Raw genomic sequence first — 12600 nt, 5'->3', positions numbered from 1 at the left:
GAGGCGACCACGTGCGAGGTCGAGAACCTGTTGGCGATCGCTTACGAGTGCAGCCACACGACCACGCAGCTGTTGTCCGGCGCGCGTTTCGACGGGCGCGAAGACAACGAGGAACGACTGCGTTACCTCACGCACGCCTACGCGGCGCTGCAGATCACCGAGGAGTACGTCGAACGAGTCGCACACGCGGCGCGATGTAACCGTGCTCCCAAGAGCGTGGATGAGGTCTTCGGACCACGACCCCGCGAGGACTGGGAGCGAGAGGAACTCCCGTTCTAAGAAGAAGACCGCCACCAAGGTGACGGTCTCCTAGTACACGGCGCGGCGCCCGTCCTGCCCTACCAAAAGCGGCGGGCGTCGTGCCACCAACACACCAAACCCCATGGAAGGGGTCGATCTGTCATGTTCCAGGCTAGCAGCCGCGCGCGTCGTGGCAATGGCCCGAGCGACATCGTCGACCACGTCGACCGCTCACCACGCAAGAAGGCCCAACAGATCTGGGTCCTGGTCGGAGTCGTGCTCGGCCTGGTCACGATGCTCATCGCCAGCGAGTACACCCACCCGATCCTCGCCGCCATCCTCGGCGGCCTCACCGGGTTCGTCATCGGCGGGCTCTGCGCCCTGTTCATCTACGTGTGGCCCATCGTCCGCTACGTGTGGTGGTGGCTACCCGAGATCACCGTCGTGGTCCTACTCACCGCGGGGTGGATGAACCTCGCCCAACACACCACACTGCCGGTCCGCGTCGTCGTCATCGCTGTCATCGTCGGCGTCCCGGCACTCATCAAACCGCTGCGTGAGGCAGTGGTCGCACTCGCGTGGTGCTTCATCATCCGGCACCGCATCCGCAAGTGCTTCACCAACTTCATCGTCGTCGGCCGGTTCGATCCCGAACCGTTCATCTTCGGCGCCACACCCACCAAGGCCGGCGTCACCTGCGTGGTGCTACTCCGCGCGGGTGTCTCGATCGAGGACATCCAGGCGGTGTCGTCGAAGATCACGACCACTTGCTGGGCCAAAGAGGTCACGGTGTCGCACACCAAGGACACCAACAAGGCCTGGGTCCGGTTCGACGTGACCCGCAAGAACACGTTCACCGACACCATCGACTCGCCGCTGACCGGTGAGATCGCCACCGATGTGCCCGCCCTGCAACGCGCCGTCACCGAGGCTCCGACGGACCTGGACTACAGCGACGTCACCGCCGACGACATCAAGGACGAGCACCAGCCGGAGAAGCCGGCCAGGAAGTCGAAGAACACCAAGCCGGTCAACCCCGATGCCAACGGCACCGTGACCGGGCCTGGCGGCAACGACATCACCGATTGGATCTGATCGCCATGGAACTCATGGGATACGACGAGGTCAGCCTCCACGTCTTCGGCAACGAGGTCATCAGTGAACGTGCCGCACGCACGATCGCCAGCCTCTTCCAGACTCCCGGCGGCTACGGCTCCCATTTCGCCGCCTACGCCTCCGGAGTCCCGGTCGGCGAGGGATACACCCCCGCCGACGTGCACGGCGCCATCACCACCGAGATCACCGAGATCACCCACGCGATCAACGTGAGGGGCGACGACACCGAGGGCGAAATCGACAGCTGGCAGGCCGACCTGTTCCTGCTCCGGTCGCTCGCGCACTACCTCGAAACACACCACGGGCTCACCGCACCCGACCAGGAGTGAACCCATCCATCCCGTGTGGGGGCACCGCGCCCTTGTGCCCCCACACACCTATTCACCGAGAGGACCACGCCTGATGTCTCTACAGATCTACACCTGGCTCGTGCTCTACCTCGCTACCGGACTGGCCACGCTCGCGTTCACCGCGCACGTCATCGCCACCGACGAGGGACTGACTCAGGTCCGCAGGATCCTGCGCCGCGCACGCGGCACCGCAGGCACCACCACAACCCTGGAAGGACACCACCATGAGCATGACAGTGACTGATTCGGTCCCGGTCGGGCCGATGCTGTCGATGTACGACCCGATCTACCTCGGCAACACCGAGACCGGGCACCCGGCCTACGCCACGCTGATGTACCGGAACATGCTCGTCGCGGGAGAGCCCGGCGGCGGGAAGAGCGTGTTCGTCAACACGATCATCGGGCACGCCGCGATGAGCGTGAACACCCGACTCGTCCTGTTCGACGGCAAGATCGTCGAGTTCGAGCCCTGGCGCCCGATCGCCGACGACGTGATCGGCCCCGACCCCGAAGCCGCGTTGATCGCGCTTCGGCGGCTGCAGAAGATCCTGAACAACCGGTACGCGTACCTCACCGCGAAGCGGAAGAGGAAGATCACCAAGACCGATCCGCTGTCGGTCATCCTCGTCGCGATCGACGAACTTGCCGTCTACTCCTCGGTCCTCGGCACCCCAGACCAGCAGAAGGAGTTCAACGCCCTCGTCCGCGACCTCGTCGCCAGGGGCCGCGCCTGCGGCATGCCCGTCATCGCCGCCACCCAACGCCCCTCCGGGGCAGGCAACCCACCCGTAATCGAGGCGAACCTGCGGGACCTGTTCGCCTACCGCGCTGCGTTCCGCTGCACCACACCCGACTCCAGTGACTTGATCCTCGGACGCGGCTGGGCCAAGGACGGCTACGACGCCCGCACGATCCTGCCCACCGAACGCGGCGTCTGCTACCTGCTCGCCGAAGGCGGCTACCCGACCAAGATCAAGGCCGCCTGGCTGTCCGATGACGACATCGAACACATCGTCGATTACGTCACCTGGACCCGCCGCGACTCCGGCCCCGATGCTCCCGGAGAGCAGGTCGCGGCATGACCACCACCACCGCCCACACCATGGGCACCGCGTCGAGGTTCCGCACCTACAAGGCGTTCCTCGACACCCTCGCGCAGCTGCGGTACGTCCGGCTCTACCCCGTCACTTGGGGCACCAGTCCGGCGGTTTACCGCACCCAGCTACGCGGCACCCAAGCACGTGGGTTCACCTGCGTGCACTGCGACCGACTCTCCGGCGAAGACGACCACGCCTTCGTTCCCGTCGGTCACGTCATCGACACCCCTGAATGCGGACAACTGTTCCGCCACATCATCTGCCCGCGAGGAGACCAGCCATGACCACCACCACGAGTCCGGCGGACCTGGTCAAGAAGCTCGACCGCACCTACGGGCACAGCCCGTACTACCTGATCGGGCAGATCGAGTTCTACGCCCGCAAAGACCTCTGCGGGAAGAACTACACGCCCACCCAGCGGCTCGCACATATCGCCCGCGCCATCGAGGCGTGGGAGAAGACACGCACCCGCCGCGATGGCTCCTGAAGACGCTCAGGCACCCGGACCTTTGCTTGGCGGCTGGCCGGGTGCCCGAGCACTCCACATCAACCCAGGAAGGACACAACATGGAGACTGCCAACCCTACCGTCAGCCCCACGGCTGACAGTCCCGAGTTCGACGTCGCCCGCACCTACGAGGATGCCGCGCTGTACCTGGAGTACAACGGCTGGTGCCAGGGCGACCTGTTCAAGCACACCGGCGACCCGCTACCGCTGGCGTGCGTGCTCGGCGCACTGAACATCGTCACCTTCAGCAAGACCATGGCCAACGGCGAGCGCAGCCTCGTCGCGGCCGAACACGTCGGCCGGGTCATCGACGACCTCGCCGACTACCTCGACGACGGGATCTGGCGCGACGACGTCACCCCCCGACAGGTCGTCTGGTCCTGGAACGACCACCCCGACACCACCCAAGCCCAGGTGATCCGGACCCTGCGTAACGCCGCTAAGCGGCACCACACCACGGCAGGTGTCCGATGACCGCGCGCCTGTCCCGCACCCAAATCACCGTCAAGCGTGGCTTGACACCCAATCGACGGACACGACGGCACGTGGAGAATGACTCCTACGCCGCGTTCATCGCCCGTGCTGTGCGTGCACACGGCCGCCGGATTGCCGCCGGCGACATCGACGGCCTCGACCAACTCCTCACCTTGCGCTGTCAACTCGACAACACCCTCGCCGACGCCGTCACCGGACTGCACGGCTTCGGCTACTCCTGGGCCGAGATCACTGCCCGTACAGGTACTACCCGCCAAGCCGCGCAACAGCGTTGGGGCGGAGATCCGTCATGAACAACGGCTACCTCGACAACGACGGCCGGTTCCCCGACGACACCGCGGTGCTCGTCAAGTACCCACGACCCAGCGACAGCGCTGACCGCGATACCTGGCCATGGATGACCGGTGTGATCCTCGGTCAGGTCGGCCCCGACGAGTGGGACGTACTCGTCGAGGACCACCGGGTCACCCAGACCGATATCGACGGTGACATCGTCTACCCGATGTGCTGGCGCGACGCCAGTGAACTGCGCCGCATCGACCGGGGAGCGGCGTCATGACCGCCACCGCGTCGAAGAAGAAGTTGACACGTACGTGTCAAGACACCTTCACCACCGCCCGCGTGGTCACCTCGTTGGAGAAGGCGTGGACCGCGATCCGCGACGCGCATCCCGAGCTGCCGCAGGCGGTCCTCATCGTCGGCCCAGGCACCCTCGGCAAACACCCCGTGTGGGGCCACTTCGGTGCCCTGAAATGGCAGCACGGCACCGACCGGCTCCCCGAGATCCTGATCGCGGGAGAGGGCCTGAACCGGCCCGCACCGGAGATCCTCACCACGCTGCTGCATGAGGGCGCGCATGCCCTGGCTGATGTGCGGGAGATCAAGGACACGTCCCGGCAGGGCCGGTGGCACAACAAGAAGTTCGGCGCCCTCGCCGATGAGCTCGGCCTGGACACGGCCAAGGACGAGTCCATCGGCTGGTCGCTGACCAAGGCCCGACCCGACACCCTCGACACCTACAAGACGACGCTCCGGGGTCTGGAGAAGGCCCTCACCGCCTGGCGACACCCCGAACTGAGGGCGTCGTCGACCAGGACGACGAGCAACAACGGGTCTACCTGCCTATGCGGGTGCCCACGACGCATCCGCGTCTCCACCACGGTCCTCGACCTCGGGCCAATCATCTGCAGCGTCTGTGACGAGTACTTCACCCCTGACCAGGACGGGGCATCGTCATGACTGGCACCGTCTACCTACTGCACTTCGACCAGCCGTACCGGCATGCCCGGCACTACACCGGCTGGACCACCAACCTCGGCGCTCGCCTGAACGAGCACGCCACCGGCCATGGCGCCCGACTGCTCACTGTCATCACCGAAGCCGGCATCGGCTGGCGACTGGCTCGCACCTGGCCTGGCACCCGCACCCGGGAACGTCGACTGAAGACCCAAGGCGGTGCGTCACGCCGCTGCCCCCTGTGCGGCATCACCCCACGACACGGGGTGTACCAATGATCGGGCTGCGGAACGAGTACCTCGAGCACCTGATCCGCACCCGTGGGTTCTTCTTCGCCTACTACGATCCCGAGGGCAAACGGCACCCGCTGCCGACCTACCCCTACAAGTGGGCACCCGAGGGCCTGGCGACCGTCCGGCAACTCCGGGCACGGGGCCTTCGCCCTGGTGGCCAGGAGCCGGCCGCGCAGATCCTGTGGCGACGCGGCCTCCGAGTCGCATACCTCTATCGGATCGACCGGGCCGCACCCAAGCGGACCGCGACAGCCGCGCAGCTCGCTGCGGTTGAGAAGGCGCTTCGAGCGCGCCGGATCTGCCCCACCTGCCAGGTGGAGAAGTGGTACTACATCCCCAAGAGCTACGGGGAATGCCTCGACTGCCGCGACGCTTCTGTCGGGCAGGCTGCATGAGTTCAGCATCGATGCTGACCCTCACCCCCGAACCCCATCCGGGCTCGGGCGTGGGGGCGAGCACCGAACCCACCCCCGCCACCGACGCGTACCTCGCCCGCGCTGGTGAGGGCTACGACGCTTGGCTGAGCCACGTGTGGCCCGCCGCCGGATGCCAGCGCCCCGTTCAGCTCCGTGGCGACCTGGCCACCGTCGACACCCGCAGCGGGCAGCTCCTCGACTCCCGGCATACCTCGACGCTGCCGGACGGGGTGATCTACAAGGCCTGCGGGAACCGCCGCCACACCGTCTGCCCCTCCTGCGCGGAGCGGTACCGCCAAGACGCCTACCAGCTCATCCGCGCCGGCCTCGTCGGCGGCAAGACCATCGATGAGTCTGTTGCTACGCACTCCGCCGTCTTCGCCACCTTCACCGCACCCTCGTTCGGCGCTGTGCACACCCGCGTCGTCAAACACCACACTTGTGAGAGCCGGAAGCGGTGCCGGTGCCGCTCCGAACCCTGCCGAGCACGCCGCGACGCGACCACGTGTGAGCACGGCCGGTTGACCTCATGTTCTCAGCGGCACGGCGTCGATGACATGGCGCTGGGGCATCCGCTGTGCCTGGACTGCTACGACCACGACGCCCAAGTCGTGTGGAACAACCACGCCGGCGAACTGTGGCGCCGCACCGTCCAGGCGCTCACTCGCAGCCTCGTCCACGTCTCCCGGCAGCGCGGTGTCGGGTTCCTCGACGTCGAAACCGGCCCCGGCGAACACCGGTCGTTGTCCACGTTGCGGATCCGGTACGCCAAGGTCGCCGAATACCAGACCCGTGGCGTGATCCACTTCCACGTTCTGTTCCGCTTGGACGGCGTCGACCCCTACCACCCCGACCAGGTCACTCCACCCGACCCGGCCGCCGACGTCGACCTGCTCACCGACGTCATCCAGCTCGCCGCGACCACGACACGGTTCCGCACCCCGGCGCACCCGACCTACCGACCCGAGGGCTGGCCGATCGGCTGGGGTGAGCAACTGGACCTGCGGCCGGTGCTGCTGCGTGGCGACAACTCGGTCACCGACTCCCAGGTCGCCGGGTATCTTGCCAAGTACGCCACCAAGAGCACCGAGACCACCGGGCACGTCTCCACCAGGCTGACCTCGGAGACCATCAACACCTACGCCGACCCCACCGGCTCCCATCCCGAGCGGCTCATCGAAGCGTGCTGGCGGCTGTCCCGCCACGCCCACTGGCACAGCCTCGGCAAATGGGCACACATGCTCGGCTACGGCGGACACTTCCTCACCAAAGCCCGCGCCTACTCCGTCAGCTTCGGCTACCTGCGCAGCCTCCGCGTCACCTGGCGACGCTCGCAAACCCCCGACACCACCGTCGAGGTCCGCGCCATCGACGACCGGGACGACGACACCGTGATCGTCAGCAACCTCACCTACGCCGGAATCGGCTGGCACACCACCGCCGACGCCACCCTCGCCAACACCGCTGCCGCACTCGCCCGGCTCCGAGCACAGACCGCCCGCGACTCCGTCCACGAGCACCTGGACCTCACCACCGTCGCGGTCTGACGCCCCGAGACACCGACAGGAAGGACCACATACGAGAGGAACAACGCGTGACGCCGCTATGGACCATCGAGGAGGTCTCCGCATACCTCCGAGTACCCGTCAACACCCTTTACCAATGGCGCACCCGCAAGTACGGCCCGCCCGGCGCCAAGATCGGCCGATACGTCCGCTACGACCCTGCCGACGTCGTGGCCTGGTTTGAAGTGCAGCAGAGCGCAGCTTAGGAAGGAGGGACGACAGTGCCGCGAAAACCGTTGCCCTTGGGTGCTTGGGGAGAGATTCGTGTCTACCCAGGTCGGTACGACGAAGATGGCAAGCCGACCGCACACAAGGCCAACGCCAACTACCGTGACTTCGACGGCCGCACGCGGCGTGTCGAGCGGTGGGGGAAGACTCCTGCGGTGGCGAGGAGGAACCTTCGTACCGCGCTCACGGAACGAGCCACGCTCGCTCAACAAGGCGAGTTGTCCGCCTCGACGAGGTTCCACGAGGCGGCTGATCTGTGGCTGACACGATTTCAGGAGCTGGTCGACAAGGAAGCCCGGTCGCCGGCAAGTGCTGAGACTTATCAACGGCACCTCAAGAACCACGTCAATCCTGCAGTCGGCGATCTTCGACTAGTGGAGATGACTACGCCGCTGCTTGACCGGTTCATCCGGCGGATCGCGGCGGAGACCGGCTCGCCGACTGCGAAGAGCTGCCGGAGCATCCTCTCCGGTGTCCTGGGCCTCGCCGTCCGCTATGGCGCCATCGTCGCCAACCCGGTCCGAGAGGTCGATCGTGTCGAGGGCAAGACTCAGCGTGAGCCGCGTGCCCTCACCCACGACGAGCGGGTGGCCTGGCTTGCCCAACTCGACGTCGACAAGACGGCTAGGCACCGTGACCTCCCGGACCTCTGTCGGTTCATGCTGGCCACCGGCGTCCGGATCGGGGAGGCCCTCGCCGTTCAGTGGCGAGATGTCGATCTCCAGGAACACACGGTCATGATCACCTCGACGGTCATCCGCGTTACTGGCGTTGGCCTGGTACGAAAGCGCACCAAGACCCGAGCCGGAGAGCGGAAGCTGCGCCTACCTCGTTGGGCGGCCGAGATGCTTCAACAGAGGTTCCTGGCTCACCCGCGTTTCGATGAGCCGGTGTTCCCAGATAGCCGAGATGGCCTCCGCGACCCTTCCCAACACTCGTCGCGAACTACGCGAAGCACGCGGAAGCGAGGGCTTTGCTTGGGTGACCTCGCACAACTTCCGTAAGACGGCCGCCACCATCCTCGACGACGCGGGGCTCAGTGCGAGAGAGGTAGCGGACCAGCTCGGCCACGCTCGGCCGTCGATGACCCAGGATGTCTACTTCGGTCGCAAGGTGATGAGTGGCCGAGCTGCAGCTGCTCTTGAAGGCGCCCTGGATTCCGAGTCGGAACCCAAAAGTGTGAGTAAAGTGTGAGCGAGCCATGATCACCAGGGGCGATCATGGCGCTGACCTGCAGTGATGGTGCGCCGCCAGGGACTCGAACCCCGAACCCACAGATTAAGAGTCTGTTGCTCTGCCAGTTGAGCTAGCGGCGCGTGAGAACGCCAATACGCTACCAGCCGCCCGGTCCCGTCGGCCAACCGGATACCCGTGGTCGGTGCCCGGATCAGCGCTGGGTCAGTGACTGCGGGAAGTCGGTGATCAGGCCGTCGACGCCCATGTCGATCAGCTGGCGCATCCGGCCCGGTTCGTTGACGGTCCAGACGTTGGAGGTCATGCCGAGCTCCTGGATCCGCGCGATGAGCGCGGCGTCGGTGACATCGGTGCTCGTGTTGACCTGGTCGGCCCACGCACTGAGCTCGACGAGCTCGGCGTCGGACGGGCGTTCGGCGTCGAGCAGGCCGACGGGGATCTCGGGCATCACGTCCTTGAACGCCTTGGCGTCGCCCGGCTCGAACGACTGGACGCCGAGCTCGCCGTCGGCGAGCGCGCGGTCGACGTAGCCGGGGACGGACCAGAGCTCCTGGACGAGGTCCTCCGGCAGGCCCGTGCCCTGGTAGTGGCCGCACGGGCTGATCTCGGCGAGCAGGCCGGTCTTCGTGCGGTCGACCCGGCGGATCACGTCGCGGACGGTGATGATCGGCTCGCCCTCGTAGCGCTCGTCGAACCACGAGCCGGCATCGAGGGTGCGCAGCTCGGCCCAGGTGAAGTCGGAGACCCGGTACGAGGGCCGGTCGGGGTAGCGCTGCTCGACGTCAGTCGTCCGCTCCATGGTGCAGTCGTGGAAGTTCACCAGCCGGCCGTCCTTGGTGCGCTGGACGTCGATCTCGACGAAGTCCGCGCGCTGCTTGATGGCCTTCGCGATCGCGACCGCGGTGTTCTCCGGGGTCACGCCGGACGAGCCGCGGTGGGCGATCACGTCGACGTCCTCCCCGCCGGGTGGGCTGGCGTTCCCCGCCGCGACCGGTACGAACGCCGTCGCGCACGCGACCAGGGCTGCCGCCGCCACTCGCGGGATCGTCCTCGTCCTCACCGTATGACCTCCGACTCGCCGGGCCGACACGTCATGATCCCGGCGCGAGGTTACGCCGAGGGAGCGGCAGGGCGACCGCGCGGTGCACAACGGCGACAGGCCGCGCCGGGCGACGTGCCCCCGGTCAGCGATGCCGACCAGGGGCAGGTCGTGTCGGCTACTTGTCGTACGTGATGGTGACGCGGCGGTTCTTGCGGCGGCCGTCTGCGGTCTCGTTGTCGGCGACCGGGTCCGTCTCGCCCTTGCCGGTCGAGGAGTACCGCGGGCTGACGCTCACCTGCTTCTCCAGGTAGCCGCTAACAGACCTGGCGCGGCGCTCGGACAGGTCCTGGTTGTAGCTGTCGGTACCCGTGGCATCCGTGTGGCCGACGATGCCACCCGCGTCGCACCGGCCTCTTCCAGGCCGTCGACCACCTCGTCGAGGACGGCTGCAGCGTCGGGTGTCAGCTGCGCGCTGTCGAACGCGAAGAGCACGTCGGAGTCGACGGTGTAGGTGTTCCGTTCCTTCTTCGGCTTGAGGTCGACGATGTTCGGGCGAAGATCGTAGATGTGTGGCTTCAATCGGATCGGACGAGGCGACGCGTCCGCCACGGCCGAGGCCGTCGACGGGGCACCGCCGGCGAGAAACGTTGCGGCGACCACGATCGTGAGCAGCCTTCCGGCGCGGCGCATCAGCTCACCCCGTGATCGTCGCGTCGTGGACGGAGGCCATCGTGCCGGCCATCACCGTGACCTTCGTGACGTCCGCGGGAGGGGCGGCCACCTGGACGACGTGGTAGTGACGCTCGTCCGGGCCGATGTCCTCCCGGTCGATGGTCGCGTACGTCGCGGTGCACAGGCACTGGTCGTCGGCCTCGAAGACCTTGTACTCCTTCAGCCCTTCGGTGTCGATCAGCCCGACGTTGTCGGCGTAGCGCGAGGCGGCGGCCCCGGTGTTCTCGGCGAGGTCCTCGGACGGACCGTTTAGGTCGAGCTTCGAGTCGCCCGTGTTGTGCAGGGCGAAGATGATGCTGACGACGTTGTCCGACCGCTGCAACGCGTAGAGCTCGAACTCGATGCCGGGTGTGTTCGTCTTGACCACCTCGGCCGGCTCCGTCGGCACGTCGAGGGTGGTGTTGTAGTCGGTGGCGCCCAGCGCGAACTTCATCGCCTTGCCGGGTGGCGAGCTGCTCTGGTCCCGTGGGTTCGGGTCCTCGGTGCAACCGACGACGGCAAGAGCCAACGCGACCAGGACGACGCCCGCCCGGCGTGTCCGGCCGCCGGTGGATCCCCTGAACCTTCTCATTCCCTACACCCGCCCTCTCCCGCCAACGGGTTCGGTACCCGAGCGTGCGACTTGCAGAGTGTTGATGTCTGCGGAGTGCACCTGGTTCGCCGAGCACGTAGTCAACCATGGGGGTGCAGAGAGGATCGGACGTCTCCTGGCGGCCCTCAGAGCACCTGGGTCGTCAGGAGGGCAGGGTCCGCGGTTCGAGGATCACGACGGCAGTCTCGGACGACCGCAGCGACGCATAGGCGTCGAGCTGGTCGTCGATGTCGCGCCACCTGGCCCAGAGGCGCGACCGTTCCTCTCCCTCGGCAGCGTGCGCCCGCACCGGTCGGGACTCCTTGACCAGATCCACGGTCGCGTCGGGATGCGCCTCCAGGTTGAGCCACCAGGCCGGCTTCCCCGCGCCCCAGCCGTTCATGGCCAGGACGACCAGGTTCGCGCCATCCTCGACGTAGCCGACGATCACCCTGCGCTGCTGACCGGTGCGGCGTCCGGTTGTCGTGAGACGCGCAGCGCCCCATCGTCCCGGCTTCGGACGCCACAGCCCCACCCGGCCGGCGCTGACCCGGCACACCGCGCGGTGCGCCGACCAGAAGGCGCGGATGAACCAGCGAGGGGGAGTGCGCGGACCTCTCTCGCGCTCGCCGGACACCATGTTCCCTCCCAGATGTTCGCTGCAGTACAGCAGCAGAAAGCCCTCTCCGAGTGTCGGAGAGGGCTCTGATCTGCGGGTGAGCGACGGGACTTGAACCCGCGGCCCCCAGGACCACAACCTGGTGCTCTACCGGCTGAGCTACGCCCACCATGGCTCGTTTCACACGAGCGACCGACAGCCTACCAATCGACTCTCTCAGTCCGCCGTGGTGGCGGAAGGTGCGTCGCGAACCGCGGTCTCTCCGGCGCCGCCGGTCGGGTGCGCCATCACGCCGGCGGCGATGCCACGGGCGGTCTCGCTGTCCGGGCCGGGTGGCGGGACGAACAGCGCCTCGCGGTAGTAGCGCAGCTCGTCGATCGACTCGCGGATGTCCGCCAGGGCACGGTGCCCGCCGTGCTTGTCGGGGCTGGCGAAGTACACCCGTGGGTACCACCGGCGGGCGAGCTCCTTCAGCGACGACACGTCGATCATGCGGTAGTGCAGGTAGCCGTCGAGGTCGCGCATGTCGCGGGCGATGAACGCGCGGTCGGTGGCGATCGTGTTGCCGCACAGCGGGCTCTTGCCGGGCTCCGCGACGTGCGCGCGGATGTAGTCGAGGACGAGGCTCTGGGCCTCGTCGATCGTGACGCCGTCGGCCAGCTCGTCGAGCAACCCCGACGTCGTGTGCATGTCGCGCACGAGCTCGGTCATGGCCGTGATCGCGTCGTCGGGCGGTTTGATGACGACGTCGACGCCGTCACCGAGCACGTTGAGGTCCTGATCGGTGACCAGCGCGGCGATCTCGACGAGCGCGTCGTGCTCGAGGTCGAGGCCGGTCATCTCGCAGTCGACCCACACGAGGCGATCGTTCATGTGCGCCACTCTAGGGGCTGTCCCAC

At 67.0% G+C, this 12600-nt stretch carries 19 protein-coding genes, 2 tRNA genes and 1 pseudogene; 15 read left to right on the top strand and 7 right to left on the bottom strand.

The window, feature by feature from the left end:
• Window positions 1-402: 402 nt before the first annotated feature.
• From GEV10_09750 to GEV10_09680, 15 genes and pseudogenes are all read left to right on the top strand, one after another.
• The gene (locus GEV10_09750) at window positions 403-1335 is read left to right on the top strand and encodes a hypothetical protein (protein MQA78743.1); all 933 of its coding nucleotides are present in this window, start codon (window positions 403-405) and stop codon (window positions 1333-1335) included.
• Window positions 1336-1340: 5 nt separating this feature from the next.
• Complete coding sequence (locus GEV10_09745; GenBank protein MQA78742.1) at window positions 1341-1685, top strand: hypothetical protein; 345 nt, start codon at window positions 1341-1343, stop codon at window positions 1683-1685.
• Between the two features lie 73 nt (window positions 1686-1758).
• The gene (locus GEV10_09740; protein MQA78741.1) at window positions 1759-1950 is read left to right on the top strand and encodes a hypothetical protein; all 192 of its coding nucleotides are present in this window, start codon (window positions 1759-1761) and stop codon (window positions 1948-1950) included.
• Window positions 1931-2788 carry a cell division protein FtsK gene (locus GEV10_09735; GenBank protein MQA78740.1) on the top strand — a complete coding sequence of 286 codons (858 nt, stop codon included), beginning with the start codon at window positions 1931-1933 and terminating at the stop codon, window positions 2786-2788. The genes GEV10_09740 and GEV10_09735 overlap by 20 nt, the downstream gene beginning before the upstream one ends.
• Complete coding sequence (locus GEV10_09730) at window positions 2785-3087, top strand: hypothetical protein (GenBank protein MQA78739.1); 303 nt, start codon at window positions 2785-2787, stop codon at window positions 3085-3087. Before GEV10_09735 ends, GEV10_09730 begins: the two co-directional genes overlap by 4 nt.
• Window positions 3084-3290: a hypothetical protein gene (locus GEV10_09725; GenBank protein ID MQA78738.1), complete on the top strand. Its 207-nt coding sequence runs from the start codon at window positions 3084-3086 to the stop codon at window positions 3288-3290. Before GEV10_09730 ends, GEV10_09725 begins: the two co-directional genes overlap by 4 nt.
• 80 nt (window positions 3291-3370) lie before the next feature.
• The gene (locus GEV10_09720; GenBank protein ID MQA78737.1) at window positions 3371-3784 is read left to right on the top strand and encodes a hypothetical protein; all 414 of its coding nucleotides are present in this window, start codon (window positions 3371-3373) and stop codon (window positions 3782-3784) included.
• Window positions 3781-4098: a hypothetical protein gene (locus tag GEV10_09715; GenBank protein ID MQA78736.1), complete on the top strand. Its 318-nt coding sequence runs from the start codon at window positions 3781-3783 to the stop codon at window positions 4096-4098. The genes GEV10_09720 and GEV10_09715 overlap by 4 nt, the downstream gene beginning before the upstream one ends.
• Entirely contained in the window at window positions 4095-4364 is a 270-nt protein-coding gene (locus tag GEV10_09710) for a hypothetical protein (protein MQA78735.1), read from the top strand. Before GEV10_09715 ends, GEV10_09710 begins: the two co-directional genes overlap by 4 nt.
• The gene (locus tag GEV10_09705) at window positions 4361-5044 is read left to right on the top strand and encodes a hypothetical protein (GenBank protein MQA78734.1); all 684 of its coding nucleotides are present in this window, start codon (window positions 4361-4363) and stop codon (window positions 5042-5044) included. The genes GEV10_09710 and GEV10_09705 overlap by 4 nt, the downstream gene beginning before the upstream one ends.
• Complete coding sequence (locus GEV10_09700) at window positions 5041-5319, top strand: endonuclease (protein ID MQA78733.1); 279 nt, start codon at window positions 5041-5043, stop codon at window positions 5317-5319. The genes GEV10_09705 and GEV10_09700 overlap by 4 nt, the downstream gene beginning before the upstream one ends.
• A 32-nt stretch (window positions 5320-5351) precedes the next feature.
• Window positions 5352-5729 (top strand): hypothetical protein, encoded by a 378-nt coding sequence (locus GEV10_09695; protein MQA78732.1) that lies wholly within the window; start codon window positions 5352-5354, stop codon window positions 5727-5729.
• Entirely contained in the window at window positions 5726-7297 is a 1572-nt protein-coding gene (locus tag GEV10_09690) for a plasmid replication initiator protein (protein MQA78731.1), read from the top strand. Before GEV10_09695 ends, GEV10_09690 begins: the two co-directional genes overlap by 4 nt.
• Before the next feature lie 47 nt (window positions 7298-7344).
• The gene (locus GEV10_09685) at window positions 7345-7521 is read left to right on the top strand and encodes a helix-turn-helix domain-containing protein (GenBank protein ID MQA78730.1); all 177 of its coding nucleotides are present in this window, start codon (window positions 7345-7347) and stop codon (window positions 7519-7521) included.
• A gap of 15 nt (window positions 7522-7536) precedes the next feature.
• Window positions 7537-8737, top strand: a pseudogene (locus GEV10_09680) (tyrosine-type recombinase/integrase).
• A gap of 46 nt (window positions 8738-8783) precedes the next feature.
• On the opposite strand, the gene GEV10_09675 reads toward GEV10_09680, so the two are convergent.
• The 7 genes from GEV10_09675 to GEV10_09645 all read right to left on the bottom strand — a co-directional run bounded on the left by GEV10_09675 (window position 8784) and on the right by GEV10_09645 (window position 12574).
• Window positions 8784-8859 (bottom strand) — tRNA-Lys (locus GEV10_09675).
• 71 nt (window positions 8860-8930) lie between these two features.
• Entirely contained in the window at window positions 8931-9782 is an 852-nt protein-coding gene (locus GEV10_09670; GenBank protein ID MQA78729.1) for a hydrolase, read from the bottom strand.
• Window positions 9783-9954: 172 nt separating this feature from the next.
• On the bottom strand, window positions 9955-10359 hold the full coding sequence (locus GEV10_09665; protein ID MQA78728.1) for an OmpA family protein: 405 nt from the start codon (window positions 10357-10359) through the stop codon (window positions 9955-9957).
• 114 nt (window positions 10360-10473) lie between these two features.
• Window positions 10474-11082 carry a hypothetical protein gene (locus GEV10_09660; GenBank protein ID MQA78727.1) on the bottom strand — a complete coding sequence of 203 codons (609 nt, stop codon included), beginning with the start codon at window positions 11080-11082 and terminating at the stop codon, window positions 10474-10476.
• A 163-nt stretch (window positions 11083-11245) separates the two neighbouring features.
• Window positions 11246-11722, bottom strand: coding sequence for a nitroreductase family deazaflavin-dependent oxidoreductase (locus GEV10_09655; GenBank protein ID MQA78726.1), 477 nt, complete (start codon window positions 11720-11722; stop codon window positions 11246-11248).
• A 75-nt stretch (window positions 11723-11797) separates the two neighbouring features.
• Window positions 11798-11870: transfer RNA gene (locus GEV10_09650), tRNA-His, on the bottom strand.
• Between the two features lie 47 nt (window positions 11871-11917).
• On the bottom strand, window positions 11918-12574 hold the full coding sequence (locus tag GEV10_09645) for an oligoribonuclease (GenBank protein ID MQA78725.1): 657 nt from the start codon (window positions 12572-12574) through the stop codon (window positions 11918-11920).
• Window positions 12575-12600 lie beyond the last annotated feature (26 nt).

This window comes from Streptosporangiales bacterium (assembly GCA_009379955.1).
In the GTDB taxonomy this organism is placed as follows: Bacteria; Actinomycetota; Actinomycetes; order Streptosporangiales; family WHST01; genus WHST01.
The sequence above is the reverse complement of the archived record's forward strand: the minus strand, read 5'-3'. Positions and strand labels throughout refer to the sequence as shown.

What these genes read in the sequence shown, in the direction of transcription:
- GEV10_09660 (MQA78727.1), bottom strand. Translation starts at nt 11,082, where the DNA reads ATGAGAAGGTTCAGGGGATCCACCGGCGGCCGGACACGCCGGGCGGGC.
- GEV10_09715 (MQA78736.1), top strand. Translation starts at nt 3,781, where the DNA reads ATGACCGCGCGCCTGTCCCGCACCCAAATCACCGTCAAGCGTGGCTTG.
- GEV10_09745 (MQA78742.1), top strand. Translation starts at nt 1,341, where the DNA reads ATGGAACTCATGGGATACGACGAGGTCAGCCTCCACGTCTTCGGCAAC.
- GEV10_09735 (MQA78740.1), top strand. Translation starts at nt 1,931, where the DNA reads ATGAGCATGACAGTGACTGATTCGGTCCCGGTCGGGCCGATGCTGTCG.
- GEV10_09730 (MQA78739.1), top strand. Translation starts at nt 2,785, where the DNA reads ATGACCACCACCACCGCCCACACCATGGGCACCGCGTCGAGGTTCCGC.
- GEV10_09645 (MQA78725.1), bottom strand. Translation starts at nt 12,574, where the DNA reads ATGAACGATCGCCTCGTGTGGGTCGACTGCGAGATGACCGGCCTCGAC.
- GEV10_09700 (MQA78733.1), top strand. Translation starts at nt 5,041, where the DNA reads ATGACTGGCACCGTCTACCTACTGCACTTCGACCAGCCGTACCGGCAT.
- GEV10_09710 (MQA78735.1), top strand. Translation starts at nt 4,095, where the DNA reads ATGAACAACGGCTACCTCGACAACGACGGCCGGTTCCCCGACGACACC.
- GEV10_09720 (MQA78737.1), top strand. Translation starts at nt 3,371, where the DNA reads ATGGAGACTGCCAACCCTACCGTCAGCCCCACGGCTGACAGTCCCGAG.
- GEV10_09655 (MQA78726.1), bottom strand. Translation starts at nt 11,722, where the DNA reads ATGGTGTCCGGCGAGCGCGAGAGAGGTCCGCGCACTCCCCCTCGCTGG.
- GEV10_09690 (MQA78731.1), top strand. Translation starts at nt 5,726, where the DNA reads ATGAGTTCAGCATCGATGCTGACCCTCACCCCCGAACCCCATCCGGGC.
- GEV10_09750 (MQA78743.1), top strand. Translation starts at nt 403, where the DNA reads ATGTTCCAGGCTAGCAGCCGCGCGCGTCGTGGCAATGGCCCGAGCGAC.
- GEV10_09705 (MQA78734.1), top strand. Translation starts at nt 4,361, where the DNA reads ATGACCGCCACCGCGTCGAAGAAGAAGTTGACACGTACGTGTCAAGAC.
- GEV10_09740 (MQA78741.1), top strand. Translation starts at nt 1,759, where the DNA reads ATGTCTCTACAGATCTACACCTGGCTCGTGCTCTACCTCGCTACCGGA.
- GEV10_09725 (MQA78738.1), top strand. Translation starts at nt 3,084, where the DNA reads ATGACCACCACCACGAGTCCGGCGGACCTGGTCAAGAAGCTCGACCGC.